Source organism: Nostoc sp. JL34 (genome assembly GCF_017114945.1).
GTDB lineage: Bacteria > Cyanobacteriota > Cyanobacteriia > Cyanobacteriales > Nostocaceae > Nostoc.
This window is the reverse complement of sequence record NZ_JABXKQ010000070.1, coordinates 40,991-63,993: the sequence shown is the minus strand read 5'-3', so window position 1 is coordinate 63,993 and position 23,003 is coordinate 40,991. Positions and strand designations below refer to the sequence as shown.

At 42.5% G+C, this 23,003-nt stretch carries 7 protein-coding genes; 5 read left to right on the top strand and 2 right to left on the bottom strand.

Going from position 1 to position 23,003, the window contains the following annotated elements:
• Positions 1–4 precede the first annotated feature (4 nt).
• Together HWQ44_RS14550 and bchH are read left to right on the top strand one after the other, a co-directional pair.
• The gene (locus tag HWQ44_RS14550; protein WP_292719665.1) at positions 5–607 is read left to right on the top strand and encodes a hypothetical protein; all 603 of its coding nucleotides are present in this window, start codon (positions 5–7) and stop codon (positions 605–607) included.
• A gap of 84 nt (positions 608–691) precedes the next feature.
• On the top strand, positions 692–4,393 hold the full coding sequence (gene bchH / locus HWQ44_RS14545) for a magnesium chelatase subunit H (protein ID WP_292719663.1): 3,702 nt from the start codon (positions 692–694) through the stop codon (positions 4,391–4,393).
• Between the two features lie 40 nt (positions 4,394–4,433).
• Here bchH and HWQ44_RS14540 read toward each other — a convergent pair whose 3' ends face one another.
• Entirely contained in the window at positions 4,434–5,945 is a 1,512-nt protein-coding gene (locus HWQ44_RS14540) for a hypothetical protein (protein ID WP_292719661.1), read from the bottom strand.
• 646 nt (positions 5,946–6,591) lie between these two features.
• Here HWQ44_RS14540 and HWQ44_RS14535 point away from each other — a divergent pair.
• Positions 6,592–13,209, top strand: coding sequence for a HAMP domain-containing protein (locus HWQ44_RS14535; protein ID WP_292719659.1), 6,618 nt, complete (start codon positions 6,592–6,594; stop codon positions 13,207–13,209).
• Here HWQ44_RS14535 and HWQ44_RS14530 read toward each other — a convergent pair.
• A complete protein-coding gene (locus HWQ44_RS14530) occupies positions 13,198–20,352 on the bottom strand; it encodes an AAA family ATPase (protein ID WP_292719657.1) in 7,155 nt (2,384 codons plus the stop codon). The genes HWQ44_RS14535 and HWQ44_RS14530 overlap by 12 nt on opposite strands.
• A 181-nt stretch (positions 20,353–20,533) precedes the next feature.
• Here HWQ44_RS14530 and HWQ44_RS14525 point away from each other — a divergent pair, with 181 nt between their 5' ends.
• Complete coding sequence (locus HWQ44_RS14525; RefSeq protein ID WP_292719655.1) at positions 20,534–21,274, top strand: cytochrome c biogenesis protein CcdA; 741 nt, start codon at positions 20,534–20,536, stop codon at positions 21,272–21,274.
• Between the two features lie 221 nt (positions 21,275–21,495).
• Positions 21,496–22,893 (top strand): cytochrome c biogenesis protein, encoded by a 1,398-nt coding sequence (locus tag HWQ44_RS14520; RefSeq protein ID WP_292719653.1) that lies wholly within the window; start codon positions 21,496–21,498, stop codon positions 22,891–22,893.
• Positions 22,894–23,003: the final 110 nt, after the last annotated feature.

Here is a 23,003-nt window from a genome sequence, read left to right as displayed (position 1 = left end):
GAGTATGAAAAACCTAGTGACCTTTATCACGTTTTTCCCTCTACTTCTGGGATTTATTCTAGCCGCCGTCTGGTGGACTCAGGCGGAAACCTTTGAACCACTACTAACAGGTCTAGGATTATTAGCAACAATTACCGGGATTTTTGGCGAACGATGGGCATCAGCTAACGAGAAGAGGATAGAATTTCTGCGTGCCTTATTGAATGAGTGCAGATCAAATGACGTTATTTTATCTGATAGCCGCTTTAACCCAAACTCACATAAGCCGGGACGACCGATAGTATTTCCGCGATTAATTATATCAGTGACCGAAACAGCACTCGCATCTGATGTCTTTGCAGAACGTCAAGATAGAGAGTTGTTTTCGCTTCTACATCAATGGCGGCATACTGCTAATGAGTTTAACCGGAGATTAGATATTACCGAGTTGCGTACTTTTACAAACTTGTCATCACAAGAAATCCGTTCACTATATGAAGCGTTACAGGAATCAAAAGAGTTTAATGATGCACTTAATTTGACTCAACACATCACAACTTTTTTGAAATCAAAATATCCCAAAGGCGTTGGTGATAGTGAAGCCCTAACTCCCTCAAGGAACTACTAACCAGAATCTATGGGTAGATATTTAACACTCAGCCTGAAAGCACGTTTAAAATTTAAGTAAAGAAATATTTCGTAGCTTACAGGCATGAAACGCATCGTCTTGATTGCTGGGTTTGAATCATTCAACGCTGACTTGTACAGAAAAGCAGCCTTTTTGGCTAACTCTCGCTGTCCTGAGTTGGATATTCGGGTATTTAGCGATCGCGATCTTACCAGCATTCGTACCGAGGTAGAAGCAGCACTTCATGACGCTGATGTGTTTTTCGGTAGCCTACTATTTGATTATGACCAGGTTATGTGGTTGCGCGATCGCATTTCCCAAATTCCCATCCGTCTAGTCTTTGAGTCAGCCTTGGAATTGATGAGTTTAACCAAGTTGGGTGACTTTGCTATTGGCGACAAGCCCAAAGGAATGCCCAAACCAGTTAAATTCATCCTTGACAAATTTAGCAACGGGCGAGAAGAAGACAAACTCGCTGGTTACATCAGCTTCTTAAAAATTGGCCCCAAACTACTGAAATACGTCCCAGTGCAGAAAGTCCAAGACTTACGCAACTGGTTAATTATCTATGGTTACTGGAATGCTGGCGGTTCAGAAAACGTCGCTTCATTATTCTGGACACTAGCAGAAAAATATTTAAATTTAAAAGTCGGCGACATTCCCCCGCTAGTCGAAACCCCCAATATCGGATTACTCCATCCCGACTATCAAGGGTTTTTTGAATCGCCCCGCGAGTATTTGGAATGGTATAAAACCCATTGTAGAGACGCGATTAATCGCGTCTCCCCAGTTATCGGAATTCTCCTCTACCGAAAACACGTCATCACCAAACAACCCTACATTCCCCAACTAATTCGCAGTTTTGAAAAAGCCGGGTTAACTCCTTTACCCATCTTCATCAACGGCGTAGAAGGACACGTGGCGGTACGAGATTTAATGACAACTGACTATGAAATTCAGCAACGACAACTAGGTAATATAGAGACTGCCTCACTTTCTAGTGAAGCAGTTAAAGTAGATGCGATCGTTTCGACAATTGGCTTTCCTCTGGTGGGTGGCCCGGCTGGTTCAATGGAAGCTGGCCGTCAAATAGAAGTCGCAAAACGCATCCTTACTGCCAAAAATGTACCTTATATTGTTGCTGCACCACTATTAATTCAAGATATTTCCTCGTGGACGCGCCAAGGTATCGGCGGCTTGCAAAGTGTGGTGTTGTACGCCTTACCAGAATTGGATGGGGCTATTGATACCGTTCCCCTTGGTGGTTTGGTGGGCGAAAATATTTATTTGGTTCCCGAACGGGTGCAGCGATTAATTGGTAGAGTGAAAACTTGGGTGGCTTTGCGGCAAAAACCTGCATCTGAACGCAAAATTGCGATCATTTTATATGGATTTCCTCCAGGTTATGGTGCTGTAGGTACAGCTGCATTATTAAATGTACCGCGTAGTTTGCTGAAATTTCTCCACGCACTCAAAGAAAAAGGTTATACCGTGGGAGATTTACCAGAAGATGGCGAAGAATTGATTCGCTGGGTGAAAGAAGCAGATGAAGCTAATTCTCTTGTGGGGCAGTCGTCTCGCCTGCCCCTAGATAATGGCGCTCATGTTGCCCACCCCACAAATACTGTTAGCGCCCGTACCCTAGAAAAATGGTTGGGATATCTGCAAACCTCCCGCATCAAAAAACAATGGAAATCTCTCACGGGAACTGGTATTAAAACTTATGGCGATGAATTTCAAATTGGTGGTGTGCAATTAGGCAATGTGTGGATAGGCGTACAACCACCTTTGGGGATACAAGGCGACCCGATGCGCTTAATGTTTGAACGAGATTTAACGCCTCATCCCCAATATGCTGCTTATTATAAATGGTTGCAAAATGAGTTTCAAGCTGATGCTTTAGTTCACTTTGGAATGCATGGGACGGTGGAATGGTTGCCTGGTTCTCCGTTGGGTAATACGGGTTATTCTTGGTCGGATATTTTGTTAGGAAATTTGCCTAATCTATATATATATGCGGCGAATAATCCGTCTGAATCGATGTTGGCAAAACGTCGCGGTTATGGTGTGTTGATTTCTCATAATGTACCGCCTTATGGACGTGCAGGTTTATATAAGGAATTGGTGGCGTTGCGTGATTTGATTTCGGAGTATCGTGAAGATCCACAAAAGAATTATGTCTTAAAAGAAGGAATTTGTAAAAAAATTGTAGATTCTGGTTTAGATGCAGATTGTCCTTTTGAAGATGCTAAACGGTTAGGAATTGCGTTTACTCCTGAAAATGTGCGGATGTTTAGCAGTCATGCTTTTGATGATTATTTGGTGGAGTTGTATGGATATTTGCAGGTTTTAGAAAATCGGTTGTTTTCTTCTGGGTTGCATACTTTGGGGGAAGCACCAAATGAGGAGGAATTGGCGTCGTATTTGGAGGCTTATTTTGGCGAAGAGGAAAGAATAAACGAAGAAAGAGAAGAAGAGGAAAAGCTAATAAGGGATTTGTTAATGCAATCTACGGATGAGTTAACAAATTTGTTAAGGGGGTTGAATGGGGAATATATTCCGCCTGCGCCTGGTGGGGATTTGTTGCGGGATGGGGCTGGGGTTTTGCCGACAGGGAGAAATATTCATGCTTTAGATCCTTATCGGATGCCTTCACCTGCTGCATACCAACGGGGACGGGAAATTGGTCAAAAAATTATCGCCCAGCATTTGGATGAATATGGAAAATATCCTGAAACGGTGGCGGTGATGTTATGGGGATTGGATGCGATTAAAACTAAGGGGGAATCTTTGGGGATTCTGTTGGAATTGGTGGGGGCTGAACCTGTTAAGGAAGGAACTGGTAGAGTTGTTCGTTATGAATTGAAGCCGTTGGCGCAAGTTGGACATCCCCGCATTGATGTGTTGGGTAATTTGTCTGGAATTTTCCGGGATAGTTTTGTCAATATTATCGAATTATTAGATGATTTATTTCAACGGGCGGCTGATGCTGATGAGTCGGAAGATCAGAATTTTATTAGAAGACATGCTTTGGCTTTGAAAGCCCAAGGTGTGGAAAATACATCGGCGAGATTGTTTTCTAATCCGGCGGGTGATTTTGGTTCTTTGGTAAATGATCGGGTGGTTGATGGTAACTGGGAATCTGGTGAGGAATTGGGGAATACTTGGCAAAGTCGCAACGTGTTTAGCTATGGGAGAGAAGATAAAGGTCAAGCTAGACCAGAAGTTTTGAATACTTTGTTAAAAACTAGCGATCGCATTGTTCAAGAAATCGATTCGGTAGAATATGGTTTAACTGATATTCAAGAATATTACGCTAATACCGGCGGTTTGAAAAAGGCGGCAGAAAAACAAGGCGGTAAGAAGGTTACAACCAGCTTTGTAGAAAGTTTCTCGAAGGATACTACACCGCGCAATTTAGATGATTTGCTGCGAATGGAGTATCGCACTAAGTTGGTAAATCCCAAATGGGCGCAAGCAATGGCGAATCAAGGTTCTGGTGGGGCGTTTGAAATCTCTCAACGGATGACGGCGTTGATTGGTTGGGGTGGTACTGCTGATTTTACCGATGATTGGGTTTATGACCAAGCCGCAGATACTTATGCATTAGATGCAGAGATGGCGGATAAATTACGTAAGGCAAATCCTGAAGCTTTTCGCAATATTTTAGGGAGAATGTTGGAGGCGCATGGGCGAGGTTTCTGGGAAGCTGATGGTGAGAAGTTAGATAAGTTGCGCCAATTGTATGAGTTAACAGATGAGGAGTTGGAGGGTGTGACAGTTTAGAAAATAGGGATAAATTATGAAAATCAACTACGAAAATTTCTCAGTTTAAAATATACCAAATACCATCGGTACTTTTGGATAAAAGATGATATCTTTTATCAATCAATTCTATAATCTTGGGAAACTCTTTTTTAATGAGAGTCTGATAGTTATCACTAATAAATATATAAGGAGGCTTGGATAAATTTAACTCCTGTAGAAGTTGCGGCCATTGCTCAGATAGAAATAATTCAAGTGACCATGCATTTAGTGATGTTGCTTGAGTGCGGCCAGATAAGTAGTAAATAGATGGGTCACCAGCAACAAAAATCTCACCAGGTAAACTTCCTGGTTGAGAGAGAAAGTCAACCTCTGAACGAAGCAATGTATAGTCTTTTCTAAATACAGTCTGATATTTAAATCGTGTATCTTCAGTTAAAGCAAAATTATTCTTAACTAGAGCAACACTCTTGAATTGAAAATTTAATAATAAAGGTAATAAAAACAAAAATGACACCAGAATCTTAATTACTGGTGAATTCAATTGTTTTAAAGGTTGCCATAATATATCTAAACCTTTAGTTGCTAAAATACCTGTAGGCACAAATAATAGTAAATAATGGTAACTCCACAGTGACCTAGTTTGTAAAAAAATAATCCCCAGCCCCAAAACAAACCAAGCAACAAGTAGCAAAGTCAATAAATTCTTACCCTTACGCAAGGATACATTTACTGCAACAGTAGCTATTAAAACTAAAGTGACAAAACTCTTTAAGAACCATGCTGTTCCAAAAAGTAACTTAGATAGATTAAATTTGCCATTAGCGACCACCTGACCTGGATATACAAAAAATGTTTTATATACAATTGATAAACTATTAACTTCGGCAAAGTAGCTGAAAAGAGCTAGAAGAGGAAAGATAATTCCTATAAAAATTGGCAAGAAAACTTCAATAAATATTTTTTGAAAACTCTGATGTTTTATCAATAGAGAATGAAGCAATATAGTTACCCATAAAGCAAGCAAAATTGGTAAAAATATTAATTTAAATATCAGGACAATTCCACCCATAAAACCTGATATTAAAAGCTGAATAAATCTTTGTTTTCCCTCGTGATTAAAAGATTGGTAAGTCAGCCAAAGACATAAAAATAAAGGAAAACCAACTAGTCCTTCTACTTGAGTAAGTTGCCGATAAGATGAAGAAATATAGTAAACACCAACCGTTAACAAAGGTACTAAACTTGCTATTATCTGATGCTGAAAATAGTTTTTGAGAGTCAGTTGCAATATTATAGAGAAAAACACCATATAAATAAGTTCAAATATATGGATGCCAATCTCATTAAAACCAAATAAATTTCCTGCTAAGAAATAAAAATAATAAATTCCAGGTTGCTTTAGATCCCAAAAATCCCGATAGAGGATCTTTCCTTGTTGCATCTCCAAAACACCTGTTGTAAATAGTGCTTGATCTCCTGAAAAGGGAAAAGGTAAATTTATTAAACCAATTATGACAACAGAAATCAAAACCAAAAAGTCAATTTTACTTAATCGAGGAATGCTAATCATAAAAACTTTACTCCAACTGATATATAATATTATAATTAAGCCGATTAATAACTCATAATAATATTGAAAAGACAAGCTAAACTTGATTTATTATTCCATAAATAACCCAACTCTTTAAATGTTTCAGAAGATAATCCTAGTTAAATATGGAATAGTTGTCTTGATTTGCTTGTAAACTTATAACTGAAATTCCTAGTCATCAAATACTGACTAAATGAAAACTAGGCTTTTGGTTTTAATGCCAAAAATAGCAGGTCTACAGAAGTCATGATTTTTGAATTGGTTAGGGTTAGTGGATCAAGTGCGATGCCTAATTTGGTCTATGCCTACGCAATTCTGAATTCAGCCACTCCCAAGTAGACACGCACTTCACATTTGTGCCAAAGTTGATAAAACATTAAATTCCCCAATTTACTTTACTCGTCCCTTTTCTGGAGAAATATTTGCCAGCTAGCTATGATTGATTATCATACTCTTTCAGAGGGCTAGCAGCACTACTATTTAAATAGCAGGTGTATGGGGTTAAATTCACTTAACTATTGCCCAAAGGTCAAGAACCGTTAAACATTACCTCAAAGTACCCCAAGTAGGTACGGGGCGAAAAAATACAAAAAAATTATCAAATTATAAACCTAAGGATAAGGCTATGGCAACCGAACAGTTGACTAGAGACAGCGACAATCTAGATTTAAATCAGCTATTGAGAACGCTGAATGCTGTTAAACAGGGTGACTTTTCGGCTCGGATGCCCATAGACCATACTGGTGTGGCGGGAAAAATCGCTGATACGCTCAATGATATTATTGATCAAAATGAGCGAATGGCGGCGGAGCTACAGCGAATTGGTAATGTTGTCGGCAAAGAAGGCAAAATTGCCGATCGCGCCTCTCTCGGAGATGTTCGAGGATCTTGGTCAGATTGTGTTACTTCTGTCAATACTCTGATTACAGATTTAGTTCAACCAACAGCTGAAACTACGCGGGTGATTCGGGCTGTTGCCAATGGTGACTTATCCCAAACGATCGCCACAGAAATTGATGGCAGACCCCTCCAAGGTGAGTTTCTCCAAACTGCTAATATCGTCAACACGATGGTGGATCGCCTCGGTTCCTTTGCATCAGAAGTCACAAGAGTTGCCCGTGAGGTGGGTACTGAGGGTAAATTGGGTGTCCAAGCCCAAGTACAAGGGGTGGCTGGCACTTGGAAGGATTTGACTGATAACGTTAACTTGATGGCAGGTAATCTCACTGGCCAAGTTCGCAACATTGCCGAAGTTGCTACTGCGATCGCAAATGGTGACTTATCCAAAAAAATCACTGTCGATGTAAAAGGCGAAATTCTGGAACTCAAAAACACCGTCAACACGATGGTGGATCAGCTTAATTCTTTTGCGAGTGAAGTAACAAGAGTTGCCCGTGAAGTGGGAACTGAAGGGAAATTGGGCGTACAAGCAGAAGTTAAAGGTGTAGCAGGAACTTGGAAGGATCTCACTGACAACGTTAATTTGATGGCAGGTAATTTGACTGCCCAAGTCCGTAATATTGCGGAAGTGACAACGGCAGTAGCAAACGGCGACCTTTCCAAGAAAATCACTGTAGATGTCAAAGGCGAAATTTTAGAGTTGAAAAACACCGTTAACATCATGGTGGATCAACTTAATTCTTTTGCGAGTGAAGTAACAAGAGTTGCCCGTGAGGTGGGGGCTGAAGGTAAATTGGGCGGTCAAGCAGAAGTGCGCGGGGTAGCGGGTACGTGGAAAGACTTGACTGACAGCGTGAATTTCATGGCGGGAAGCTTGACGGCACAGGTACGGAATATTGCCGAAGTTACGACGGCTGTGGCAAATGGCGACCTTTCCAAGAAAATCACTGTCGATGTCAAAGGCGAAATTCTGGAGTTGAAAAACACCATCAACACAATGGTAGATCAACTTAATTCTTTTGCGAGTGAAGTAACAAGAGTTGCCCGTGAGGTGGGAACTGAAGGCAAGTTGGGCGTGCAAGCAGAAGTCCGGGGAGTAGCGGGGACTTGGAAAGATTTAACCGATAACGTTAACTTAATGGCGGGTAATCTCACCGGACAGGTGCGAAATATTGCCGAAGTTGCCACTGCGATCGCAAATGGTGATCTATCTAAAAAAATCACCGTCGATGTCAGAGGTGAAATTTTTGAACTCAAGAATACCATCAATATAATGGTGGATCAACTCAGTTCCTTTGCATCGGAAGTCACACGGGTTGCTCGTGAGGTGGGCAGTGAAGGTAAACTGGGTGTGCAAGCTGATGTGCGTGGTGTGGCTGGCACTTGGAAAGACTTGACCGACAGCGTGAATTTCATGGCGGGAAGCTTGACGGCACAGGTGCGAAATATTGCCGAAGTTACTACTGCGGTTGCAACAGGCGACTTATCTAAGAAAATCACTGTTGATGTCAAAGGTGAAATTCTGGAGCTGAAAAATACCATTAACACAATGGTGGATCAACTCAATTCCTTTGCATCAGAAGTGACAAGGGTTGCCCGTGAGGTGGGAAGTGAGGGTAAACTGGGTGTGCAAGCAGAAGTGCGCGGTGTCGCGGGTACTTGGAAAGATTTAACTGACAGCGTGAATTTCATGGCGGGAAGCTTAACGGCGCAGGTGCGGAATATTGCTGAAGTGACTACTGCTGTGGCAAATGGCGACCTATCTAAGAAAATCACCGTTGATGTCAAAGGCGAAATTTTGGAGTTAAAAAACACTATTAATACAATGGTGGATCAACTTAGCTCCTTTGCATCGGAAGTGACGCGGGTTGCGAGAGAGGTGGGTACAGAAGGCAAACTGGGTGTGCAAGCAGAAGTTAGAGGAGTTGCAGGCACTTGGAAAGACTTGACCGACAATGTAAACTCAATGGCAGGGAACCTCACCGACCAAGTGCGAAACATTGCCGAAGTTGCAACTGCGATCGCCAATGGTGATTTATCTAAGAAAATTACTGTTGCTGTCAAAGGCGAAATTCTGGAACTTAAGAATACCATCAATATTATGGTGGATCAACTCAACTCCTTCGCCAGTGAAGTCACAAGAGTTGCGCGTGAGGTGGGAAGTGAGGGTAAACTGGGTGTGCAAGCTGATGTGCGCGGCGTGGCTGGCACTTGGAAAGACTTGACCGACAGCGTGAATTTCATGGCGGGAAGCTTAACGGCACAGGTGCGAAACATTGCCGCCGTCACCACAGCTGTAGCTAATGGCGACTTATCTAAAAAAATCTCCGTTGATGTCAAAGGTGAAATTTTAGAGTTGAAAAACACCGTTAACACAATGGTAGATCAGTTAAATTCTTTTGCATCGGAAGTTACAAGAGTTGCCCGTGAGGTGGGAACTGAAGGGAAACTGGGCGTACAAGCGGAAGTTAAAGGTGTAGCCGGAACTTGGAAGGATTTAACCGACAGTGTAAATTTCATGGCGGGAAGTTTGACGGCACAGGTGCGGAACATCGCCGAAGTGACTACGGCGGTAGCAAACGGCGACTTATCTAAGAAAATCACCGTCGATGTAAAAGGTGAAATTCAGGAACTTAAAAATACCATTAATACAATGGTGGATCAGCTGAATTCTTTTGCATCGGAAGTTACAAGAGTTGCCCGTGAGGTCGGAACGGAAGGTAAATTGGGCGTCCAAGCTTACGTCAGAGGAGTAGCTGGGACTTGGAAAGATTTAACAGACAACGTTAACTCAATGGCGGGGAACCTCACCGGACAAGTTCGCAACATCGCGGAAGTTACTAAGGCGGTAGCTAATGGCGACCTTTCTAAGAAAATTACCGTCGATGCCAAAGGCGAAATTTTGGATTTGAAGAACACCACCAACACAATGGTAGATCAACTCAGTTCTTTTGCCAGTGAAGTAACGCGGGTGGCGCGGGAAGTGGGAACTGAAGGGAAGTTGGGCGGACAAGCGCAAGTTCAAGGTGTTGCGGGGACTTGGAAAGATTTGACGGACAATGTTAACTCGATGGCGGGAAACCTCACAGCACAAGTACGCGGTATCGCCAGAGTTGTAACCGCAGTTGCTAACGGTGACTTGAAACGGAAACTGATGCTAGATGCCAAGGGAGAAATTGAAACCTTGGCAGAGACAATCAACGAGATGATTGATACTCTAGCGACCTTTGCCAATCAAGTAACCACAGTGGCGCGGGAAGTGGGAATTGAAGGGAAGTTAGGCGGACAAGCGAGAGTGCCGGGGGCGGCTGGAACTTGGAAAGATTTGACGGATAATGTGAACGAACTTGCTGCTACACTAACAACTCAGTTGCGAGCGATCGCAGAAGTTGCTACAGCTGTAACTAAAGGTGATTTAACTCGTTCAATTGCCGTCGAAGCATTAGGAGAAGTAGCGATACTCAAAGACAACATCAACCAGATGATTGCCAACCTGCGGGAGACAACGCAGAAAAACACCGAACAAGACTGGTTGAAAACTAACTTAGCCAAGTTTACCCGAATGCTCCAAGGTCAGCGAGACTTGGAAACCGTATCTAAACTAATTCTCTCAGAACTAGCACCCTTGGTAGGGGCGCAACACGGCGTATTCTTTCTCATGGAGTCTGCTGAACATTCACCGTATTTGAAACTAATTAGTAGCTACGCTTACCGTGAACGCAGACATCTGGCTAACCGCTTTCAATTGGGTGAAGGTTTGGTGGGACAATGCGCTTTAGAAAAAGAGCGAATTCTGCTGACGGAAGTACCCAGCGATTATGTCAGAATTGCCTCTGGTTTAGGAGAAGCCACGCCCCTAAATGCCGTGGTGTTACCTGTACTCTTTGAAGGACAAGTGACAGCAGTGATTGAATTAGCATCCTTCCGCCGCTTTAGCGAAATTCATCTGACATTCTTCGACCAGCTTACCGAAAGTATCGCGATCGTCCTCAACACGATCGCAGCATCGATGCGAACTGAAGAATTACTCAAGCAGTCGCAATCTTTGGCTGAAGAACTCCAAACCCAGCAAAGCGAACTCCGCGAAACCAACAAACGCTTAGAAAAACAAGCCCAATCACTCAAAACTTCCGAAGATTTACTCAAAGGACAGCAAGAGGAACTGCAACAAACCAACGCTGAATTAGAAGAAAAGGCAGAGTTGTTGGCGATGCAAAAGAAAGAAGTCGAGCGCAAAAATCGGGAAATTGAACAAGCAAGACTGTCTTTAGAAGACAAGGCTGAACAACTCGCCCTCTCCTCAAAATACAAATCAGAATTTCTTGCCAACATGTCTCATGAATTGCGGACACCGTTAAATAGCTTGTTGATTTTGGCGAAGTTGTTAACAGATAACATTGATCGCAACCTCACCGCCAAGCAAGTCGAATACAGCCAAACAATTTACTCAGCCGGTACTGATTTGTTGGCGTTAATCAATGACATTCTGGATCTCGCTAAAATTGAATCTGGAACCATGTCCATTGATATGACCCAAATGCCATTGGTAGAGTTGGGCGATCAGATTGAGCGTACCTTCCGGCAAATCGCTCAGAGTAAAGGACTTGCTTTCGTAATTGAATTTACTCCTGAACTACCAATCAGCATCTATACAGATGTCAAACGCATACAACAGGTGTTGAAAAATCTCCTCTCCAATGCTTTTAAATTTACAGAGAAAGGGGAGGTACGCTTACAGATTGCGGTGGCCAAGCAGGGCTGGAGTTCTGACCATCAAAACTTGAATCGCGCTCAGATTGTCATCGGCTTTTCAGTCAGCGATACAGGCATTGGTATTGCCCCCGAAAAACAGAAAGTGATTTTTGAGGCATTCCAGCAAGCCGATGGCTCTACCAGTCGGAGATACGGCGGCACCGGATTGGGCTTATCAATTAGCCGCGAAATCGCCCGTCTCTTCGGTGGCGAAATTAAACTCATTAGTCAACCCGGTGAAGGTAGCACCTTTACATTCTACTTACCACAATTGAGTCCTGAATCAACATCAACACTACTCCCTACTCCCCACTCCTTACTCCCCACTCCTTACTCCCCACTCCTTACTCCCCACTCCTCACTCCTCACTCAGCACTCAGCACTGATTAATGACGATCGCACTACGATTGAAAGAGGCGATCGCGTGTTACTAATTGTCGAAGATGACGTTAATTTTGCGCGTATCCTACTAGATATGGCGCAACAACAAGGATTCAAGGTGATAGCTGCCCAAACTGGTAGTACAGGTTTGATGTTAGCGCAGCAATTCCTACCTTCAGCCATTTTGCTAGATATCCGGTTGCCAGAAATGGATGGTTGGACGGTATTAGATCGTCTCAAACATGACCCAAATACCCGTCACATTCCCGTACATATCATGACCGTTGAGGAAGGAAAACAGCGCGGTTTGCAACTAGGTGCGATCGCATATCTGCAAAAGCCCTTAACCAGCGAGACAATATCCGAGGCGTTGGCCAAAATTAAAGGTTTTGTTGAGCGTCAGGTGAAAAATTTATTGGTAGTCGAAGATGATGATACTCAACGGCTGAGTATTGTTGAGTTGATTGGTAACAGCGATGTTTCAACCACTGCTGTGGCTGACGGTGCAGCAGCTCTAGAAGCTATTCGCACCCAGCATTTTGATTGCCTGGTTCTCGATTTAGGGCTACCCGACATGACTGGGTTTGAACTGATTGAGCAGATAAAGCTTTTACCTAACGGCAAAACTTTACCAATTATTGTCTACACAGGTAGAGAAATTAGCAAAGCTCAAGAAACAGAACTCAGACGGATTGCCGAGACAATCATCATTAAAGATGTGCGATCGCCCGAACGTCTCCTCGATGAAACAGCATTATTTTTACACCGAGTCCAAGCAAATTTACCAGCACCAAAGCGCCAAATACTCGAACAACTGCATTCACAAGACTACTTACTCACTGGCAAAAAAGCGCTAATTGTAGACGATGATATGCGGAATATCTTCGCCCTTACCAGTATGCTGGAGCGTTATCAAATAGAGGTTATATATGCTGAAAATGGCAGAGAGGGGATTACCCTGTTAGAAAATACACCAGATATTGATGTCGTTTTAATGGACGTAATGATGCCAGAAATGGATGGTTACGAAACAACACGCATAATCCGCCAAAACGATCAATTTAAATCTTTGCCGATTATTGCACTGACTGCTAAAGCCATGCAAGGCGATCGCGAGAAGTGTATTGAAGCCGGTGCATCAGACTACATTACTAAACCTGTAGATACTGAGCAATTGCTGTCGCTGTTGCGTGTTTGGCTATATCGTTAATGATGCGATCGCTTTCACCAATTCTTCTGGATCTACGGGTTTAGAAATATGCTGTTGAAATCCGACAGCGATCGCTTGTTGATGATCCATCTCACCAGCATAAGCAGTTAAAGCGATCGCGGGAATTGTCCCCCCTTGTTCTGGTTTGAGACTCCTTATCTGTCGCATCAGCATATAGCCATCCATTTCTGGCATCCCAATATCGCTGACGATCAAATTTGGCTGTGATTGACTCAATGCAGTTAAAGCTTCAATGGCTGAGGCGACAACGGTAACAGTTGCACCATACTGCTCCAGCATGAAAGGCAAAAATTCTCGCATATCTGCATCATCATCCACCACCAGAATCTCTAAGCCAGATAGCGGCGAAGACTGATCCGCCACCAGTGAGGAGTTATCTTTTGCATTCTTGATTTTTTTGCTTTCATCCTGTAAGTATGGAAGTCTGACGATGAAAGTTGCTCCTTGTCCTTCACCCAGACTTTCTGCTTGCACAGTTCCCCCGTGAAGTTCTGCGAGATGACGAACGATCGCTAATCCTAAACCTAAACCGCCAAATTTTCGAGTTGTCGCACTATCTGCTTGACGGAAATAATCAAAGACATAAGGTAAAAACTCAGGTACAATCCCCTTCCCTGTATCAGTTACACGGATTTGTATCTGTGAGTCAACTTGCTCTAATTTAATTTTTACCTGTCCGCCGATGGGAGTAAACTTAATCGCATTAGAAAGGATATTCCAAAAGACTTGTTGCAATCGATTGGCATCGCCTAAAACTTGCACCACACCAGATTCGAGAATTGTCTGAATCTGGATAGACTTAGCCTCCGCCGATAAACGTACTGTTTCGATCGCAGCTTCAATCACTGATACCAAATTAATCTGGTAGAAGTTGAGGTTAAGTTTACCCTGAAGGATGCGGGAAACATCGAGCAAATCTTCAATTAATTGGGTTTGTAACTTGGCATTGCGTTCAATGGTTTCTAGGGCGCGATCGCTTGTTGCTTGATCGAGCTTGCGGGTTCGCATCAGTTTTGTCCAACCCAAAATTGGGTTAAGCGGTGTTCTGAGTTCATGAGACAAGACAGCGAGAAATTCATCTTTAATGCGGTTTGCGCTTTCAGCAGCGCTTCGTGCCGTTTGTTCGGCTTCATAGAGATGGGCGCGAGCGATCGCTTGGGCGCATTGTTGAGCAACAGCCAAGATAAATGCTTGATCTTCTCCACTAAGTTGTTGAGGCTCGGCAAATCCCAAACTTATACCGCCAACTACCCAACTTTCTACCATCAATGGAATAGAAATCCAGGCTTTAAAATCATATTGGGCGTACGCTTCAGTCAAATGTGGATAACGATCTACCCGATTTTTTGTTGTTTCAGCCCAAACAGGTTTCCCAGTTCGCACAGCTTCTGCTAGGGGAGAAGGTGAATCGATGGCAAAATGACGCCAAGCGTCTATCAAATCTTGGTTATAGCCAACCGCACGGACAATTTCCAGTTCAGGTTTATTTTTTTTCACCAAGGCGACGAGGGCACAACTAGCTTCCAAGCCAGCCATACTCTGCTCTACAATCACTTCAGATACTTGGGCTGGTGTCAGGGATTCTGAAAGGGCAGCTGTGATGGATTGAAGACGGGCAATGCGCTCTAACGCTCGCTCTGCCGTTTTTTGTGCTTGCTGCGCTTCTTGGTAAAGGCGGGCATTATCGATTGCGATCGCTGCTCGATGGGCAATATCCTCCGCTAATGACAAGTCAGCCGTGCCGTAACGGCGTTCTGATTCCGCAGTAAAAAAGGAAATTGCACCAAAAATTCTTTCACGTGCCATCAAGGGCAAGATTACACAGGACTTTAAACCAAGTTCACGTATAATCCTTAAATGTTCTGCGTCTGGGATGCCTTCTACTAAAGCTGCATCTGGAATTTCAGTTACCATTTCAGCAATTCCTGTACGCAGCACTTTCGGCACACCTTGAGGTTCATCCAACTTTCTCGGATAACGCTGATGAAGTTCCCAGCCGAGTTTAACTTTCCCTGGATCTCGGTGAGCAACTGCTACCCGATTAATTGATTGGTTGTCTTGCAGCAGATCAACGCTGCACCAATCGGCGAAATAAGGCACAACCAAGTTGGCCACGCTTGCTAGGGTGCTTTCGTAATCAAGGGAAGAAGCGAGGGTTGCACTGACTTGAGCCAAAAACCCAGCTCGTTGTTGATTAGCTTCTGCTTCCTGTCGGGCGGTTTGCTCTTGAATCAGTTGGATACGTTCGGCTTCAGATTGTTTGCGATCTGTGATATCAAGCACAACACCACTCATGTGTGTGGCAATACCCGCTTCGTTGAAAAAGGCTTTTCCCCGACAGGCTGCGTAGCGGATACTGCCGTCATCCCAAATAATTCGATATTCTAAATTATGCTCCACACCTTCGTTAATAGCTCGACTCAACGATTGAGCCAGCAAGCCCCGATCGTCTGGATGCAGACGAGCTAAAAGTGCTTCAGAAGTGCCAGCAAAGGTTTCAGGTGTTAACCCAAATAGTTGATAAATCTGCTCATCCCAGTCAAAGCGATCGCTAGCAATATCCCAACTCCAAACACCAATTTTGGCAGATTTTAATGCCAAGCTGAGTTGTGCTTGACTGTCTTCTAAACCTTGATAAAGACGAGCATTTTCTAGAGAAATAGCAATTTGAACTGTCAAAATTTCCAGTACAGAAAGTTTGTCTTGTGTAAAGGCACTGGAGATCAGATTATTTTCTAAATATAAAATACCAAGTAATTTTGACTGACGGGCGATCGGCAAACAAAGTACAGATATAGGTTGCTTTTGAATTACATATTCATCTTTGGAAAACAAATTATGCTCAGTAGCATTCTGCAAAATCACTGTTTCTTGAGTTCGCTGAACATAATTTAGCATTGATTGCGGAATAAACTGAGAAATTTCACCCTCTAATACAGGTCGAGAAACATTGAGCTTTTCTGCTTGGGGATTAACTTTAGCTTCTACTTCAATCACCAGATTTTGATCGTGTTCCAGCAACAAATAACCAATTTCTGCTCCTGCTTGCTCAATGACAATTTGCATTAATGTCTTCAACAAACGCGAAAATACAATTTCACTAGATATAGTTTGAGAGGCTTTAACTACTGACAAAAAGTCCAAATGCTCACCTGTGGTGATAAACGTTCCATTAGAGACAAGCTGTTGTTGTGGTAATAGCTGAGGATAGGATTCTTCGAGGTGCTTAATTTTAGCAAATGCCTCCCAACGCATATAGGCATTTTTAGCTGCTTCCAAGTATATTTTGGCAATTAGTTCAAAATCTCGCTCCAAGTAAAAGTTAGCACCTAGCTCATTAGCTAAAGCTTCATATTGCACAAATCCCTGCTTACGGGCTGAAGCAATTGATTGTTCATACAGACGCATTGCTTCCAAATCTCTACCTTCAATTCGAGCTATTTCAGCAGCTACTAACTGAGACTTATGTAAAAAGTTTTCAGGGCAGTGATTAGCCCAGTATTGCAATTGCTGCTGATGAGATTTTAGGGTTTGCAAAAACTGTCCTTGCTCTTGAAAAGATCCTGTTGGATAAAGAGCCGTTAGAGTCAGTGAGTAATATAAAACATAATCTGTTTCAATTGGTAATGCCAGTGTCGTAACTGGATATTTTGATAATTCTAAGGCACAATTAAGCCCCTCTGTATACTGTCTATATGTAAAAAATATGATTAATTTGATAATGTGATAAAAAATAATTCCACTAACAAAACCTGCATCTGTAATTACAGACAATGCGCGTGATTCATCAAAACTATCATCATTTAGAGTTAGATTTTGGTAAGTGAGTCCGCGCAGATTCATCAGTAGCATCTGCTGTAATCTGATTGTCTGATAGACGGCATCATGTTTAGACTGACGAGCGTATGCAGTGTATTTTTCTAGAGATTTATATGTTTCTGTAAGTGGATAGCCTAACTGGATAATTTGCCAAGAGCCTTGATAGCCGTTGTAGTTTGCCATCGTCACATCACCTGCTTCTACACAGCCGATAAATCCCCGTTCTAAAAAGGGAATATCGCTGGCAATATGATTACACCAAACGTTGATATGACTTCCATGAATGTGTAGAACAACTCCTCTAAGTTTCAAGTCATGCAACTTTTCATTTAATTGAATTGTCATCTCAGAAAATGCATAACCTGTAGGAATATCATGGAAGATGGAAACTAACAACATGGCGTACATGCTGTAAGCAAAACAGGAATCTTCTGTATTACCAAACTTGAGTGAGTAGTTAACTGCTTTAAGTACGACTAAGGGAAAGAGATGAGGCCTAGCGAGATAAGTAGGTGGGCCCAAAGTCGTCAACAGACTAATCAGTGTCTTAATATTTGGATCTTGGATCGCTGGAGCATCAATTAAATCAGAGACTTGTCTATCACCTAAATTGATTAATACTTGGTTTTTTTCAATTGCGATCAGCGCTTCTCTACGAGAGGCTTTGCCAACGCTGCTGCGCTTCGCTATCGCACTTTGCACTTGCTCATTTGAATCAGGAAATCTCACTCCAAAAAGCTTTAAAGCTTCTAATCCCAATGTCAGCGCCTCTTCATACCTACCTGCAACTTGATAGAGTCTGATTTGCAGCATGTAAATATTAGATTTGTCGATATAAGATTCTGATTTGAGCAATAGTAGCTCAAATAATTCTTCCGCTGGCTCTAAATTTCCTGTTAAGAATTCACACTCAGCCTGTTCTCTAAATAAAGTAAATGTTTGTTCATATTGTTCCATCCAGGCATTTTCAGCCAAAAGATTCATCGCCACGCTAAAAAAACTTTTCGCAAGAGTGTAGGCTGTGGAAGCTTTTGCCTTTTTACCAGCGATTAAATTCAATCGTACCAATTCATCTTTTTCTATTTGTTCAATAATCAGAGCGACAGCAAGATTGAGTTGATTGACTAGATCAAAAATTTGCTCGTTTACTTGTTCAGGACTAGCATTTTTTAGTAAAAGTTGCCCAATCTTCAGGTGAATAGCCGACTTTGATTCATCAGCAATTAACGCATAAGCAGCTTGTTGAACTTGGTCATGGTAGAAACGATAGTTTTTATCAACACTTTTATCTGACTCAATGGAAATAATTAATCCTCTTAAAACTGCTTCAACAAGTGCATTTGCTGTTTCTTCAATAGATTGTTCCCCAACAAGTGCCAAAACTTCTAAATCAAAGCGATTACCGATACAGGAGGCTAATTTAAGCACCTGTTGAGTTGCAAGTGGCAGTTTTTGCATCCGCCTAATCATCAGATTGACAATATTATCTGTAATCCCTTGAGCTTCAATCTCAGCTAGTTCCCATTGCCACCCTCCTTTACTTCCCCCCTTGCTAAGGGGGGATTGAGGGGGGTCAAAATTCAGCAGATTCTCTTGATGCAGTGTTTTGATAAATTCGTTGACAAAGAAAGGATTTCCATCAGTTTTTTGGATAATCAATTTGGCAAGGGGTTCTACTTGTTCTGCTGAACTATGTAAAGTATCAGCAATTAACTGATTGACATAGACAAGATTCAACGGTTTAAGCAGAATTTCAGTTATCTTTGCACCATACTGGCGAACCTTCTCTATCATCAAATTGAAGGGATGTACAACATCAACTTCGTTATCTCGATAGGCCAAAATGAAGCAGAGATACTGGATACTATAGCCAGTAATAATAGTTTGAATTAAATTTAAAGTAGCGGTGTCAGCCCACTGCATATCATCTAAAAAAAGAGTGAGTGGATGCTCTTTTTGAGCAAAGACGCTGATAAAGTTTTGAAACACCAAGTTGAATCGGTTTTGAGATTCGGCAGGCCCCAACTCTGGTATAGGAGACTGTTCTCCAACGATTAGTTCAACTTCTGGAATTACATCTGTGATTAGTCTACCATTGTTCCCTAATGCTGCTTGTATTCGCTTTTTCCAGGTAGCAAGTTGATCTTTAGGTTCAGTTAAAATTTGTCGAGCGAGTGTTTGAAAAGCTTGAACACTGGTGGAATAAGGAATATCTCGTTTGTACTGATCGAATTTACCACAGATAAAAATGCCGCGTTCTCTGACAATAGGCTTGTGAATCTCCTTCACCAGAGAAGATTTACCAACGCCAGCATAGCCAGAAACTAGCACGAGTTCTGGTTTCCCTTGGCTAACAACTCGTTCAAATGCTTGGAGAAGCTTGGCAATCTCTGGTTCTCGCCCATACAATTTTTGAGGAATTTGAAAGTGCTCTGAGATATCTTGCTCACCCAAAATAAAGGATTGGATTTGTCCAGTTGTCTCTAATTGCTTTAAGCATCGTTCTAGATCAAATTGCAAACCTAAAGCGCTCTGATATCTCTGTTCTGCAACTTTCGACAACAATTTCATAATGATGTCACAGAGCATTTGAGGAATATCAGAGTTCAGTTTGTTCGGATATAACGGAGATTTGGCAATATGACAATGCACCCACTCTAAGGGGTCTTTAGCTTGAAATGGTAGTTGACCTGTGAGCATCTCATAAAAGGTGACTCCCAGTGAATACAAATCGCTACGATGGTCAATTCCTCGATTCATTCGCCCAGTTTGCTCAGGTGACAAATAAGGTAGACTGCCCTCAATGCGACTGGAACTGCTAACTATTTGCTGCTGGTATGGAATGAAGGCAGCAATGCCAAAATCGGCAATTTTGACCTGATTAGTTTTGGGGTTAACTAAGATATTTTGCGGCTTAATATCCTTGTGGACAATATGATGAGTGTGGATTTGTGCGAGTTTACTAGTGATTTCAATAGCAATCTTCAGAAACGGCACAGGCTGTTGAAATTGGTCTAGAAACTGGTCGAGCGATCGCGCCTGAAAATCCTCCATAATTAAATAAGGGATTCCCTGATGCATCTCTAAGGCGTAGACTTTGACTGCGGCGGCGGTATTTAACCTTTGTGCGATCGCATACTCATGTTTGAGTTGTTCAATATTATTGGGCGTACACTGTTCTGGATGTAGCCCTTTGATAATTACCGGACACTGATCTTTAACCTTAATTCCCCGGTATATGACTGCTTTTACCCCTGCTTTTAACAAAGTGACAATTTTAAATCCGGGTAATGCAATCATCATGCCAAATACTCCAGCCGTGCTTCTTCAGGGATAATCCGAGCTTAATTGTATTTTAGATACATTTCTTTGGGCAGATGAAATTTAGATGATATCAGGTTCGGATAATCACTTCTGCTGACTCAAAAACCAAAAGTAAGCTAAAATTCAAGCAGAGTAAGCATTTCCCGCTCAGAAACTCCCCATGTTTGATAACCTGCAAACCCAAATTTACCAACTAGAACAATTTGCCAACAGCCTCGTTTCTAACCAACTGACACACCTTAGCGTGGTGAGTATTGGTATCATCTTTGCAGCTGGCTTGCTCACCAGTCTCACACCCTGTATGCTTTCCATGCTGCCAATTACCATTGGTTACATCGGCGGTTATGAGGCCAAAAGCCGCTTGCAAGCAGCTGCTCAATCAACTTGGTTTGCTTTCGGATTAGCAACCACATTGGCGGGAATGGGAATTTTAGCAGGTTTGATAGGAAAAGTCTATGGTCAAGTGGGAATTGGTTTGCCGATTATCGTCAGCATTATCGCCATTCTCATGGGTCTGAACTTATTAGAAGCACTACCTCTGCAATTTCCATCATTAGGCGAAACGAATTGGATTTCGCCAGATTTGCCAGCCGGATTACGTTCCTATTTGCTGGGACTGACTTTCGGCTTAGTCGCATCCCCTTGTAGCACCCCTGTTTTAGCCAGCTTACTAGGTTGGATTGCCAATACACAAGACTTAATTTTAGGCGCTGTTTTGCTACTTTCTTACACAGCCGGTTATGTAACGCCGTTGATTTTGGCGGGTACTTTTACAGCTTCAATTAAAAAATTACTGGAATTGCGTCGCTGGTCTGGTTGGATTAACCCAGTTAGTGGGGCGCTATTGGTAGGATTCGGTGTATTTTCCTTAATTTCTCGGATTCCCCTCGGCAGTTTTTAATATCAAGGGGTCGCGCCAGGATTCCCCGACTTCGGCGCAGCAAGTCTCTTAGGAATGGCACTCCGGGACTGGGAACTGGGGACTGGGAAGAGTTTTCTTCTCGTGCGAACGCAGCGCGAACAAAACATGGCTAGTGGTCTGAATCCCCGAACAATTTTCCCAGTCCCCAGTCCCTAATCCCCAGTCCCTTTTTCAATACCTGTATTAGCATTTTACACATAATGACTTTAGAAGATTCAGCGTCCAAAGAATTAAAATGGTGGGCATTACCTGGGAAGTTCTTACGCCAAGAGCTTTTGCCTGTACTGACCAACTTACGACTAGCGATCGCACTACTGCTATTGATTGCAATCTTTAGCTCCACTGGTACTGTAATCGAGCAAAGTCAGTCACCCGCATTTTACCAAGCCAACTACCCAGAACATCCAGCTTTATTTGGTTTCTTAACTTGGAAGGTAATTCAGGTAGTTGGATTAGACCACGTATATCGTACCTGGTGGTTTCTGGCATTACTCATCTTATTTGGCACTAGCCTTACTGCTTGTTCTTTTACTCGTCAGTTACCAGCCTTAAAAGCTGCCCAGCGCTGGAAATATTACGACGAACCACGGCAATTTCAAAAGTTAGCTTTAAGTGCAGAACTAGATACTGGTTCCCTAGATTCTTTAAACCAGATATTAGAGAAACACCGCTATAAAATTTTTCCAGATCAAGAAAAAGAAAATCTCCTTTACGCCCGCAAAGGAATAGTCGGACGCATCGGCCCAATTATCGTTCATATTGGCATTGTCGGTATTCTACTAGGGGGAATTTGGGGAGCGATGACTGGGTTTCTCGCTCAGGAAATGGTTGCCAGTGGCGATACATTTCAAGTGACAAATATTGTCGATGCTGGGCCTTTAGCCGCAAAAATCTCGAAAGATTGGTCTGTGCGAGTCAATCGTTTTTGGATTGATTACACTCCATCTGGCGGCATCGATCAATTTTATTCGGATATGTCTGTCTTGGATAATCAGGGAAAGGAAGTTGACCATAAGAAAATTTTTGTCAACGAACCTCTGCGCTATCATGGCGTAACTTTCTATCAAACTGATTGGGGAATTGCAGGTGTTCGCGTCCAATTTAACAACAGCCCGATTTTTCAGCTACCGATGGCGCAATTGAACACCAACGGTAACGGACGCATTTGGGGAACCTGGGTTCCAACTAAACCGGATTTGAGTGAGGGTGTCTCCTTGTTAGCCAAAGACTTACAAGGAATGGTATTAATTTATGATGCCACTGGCAAACTTGTAGATACAGTCCGCGCTGGAATGTTCACCGAAATTAATGGCGTGAAGCTGAAAATTTTGGATGTTATTGGTAGCACTGGCTTACAAATTAAAGCCGATCCAGGCATACCAATTGTTTACACAGGGTTTGGCTTACTTATGCTGGGTGTGGTGATGAGTTACTTTTCTCACTCGCAAATATGGGCATTGCAAAAAGGCGATCGCTTATATGTGGGTGGCAAAACTAATCGCGCCCAAGTTGCTTTTGAACAAGAGGTTTTAGAGATTTTAGATCAGCTAAGTTCACAGCAAAAAGGTCAGGAGAAAGAGACGGCGATTGAAGTTTAAACGCGAAGGAACGCAGAAAATAAATGATAACTTGGATAACTTAGATTATTCTTATTTTACTCTGGAATTTGTTGGGCTTTACGGTAAACGCAACAGATATTTGATATCAA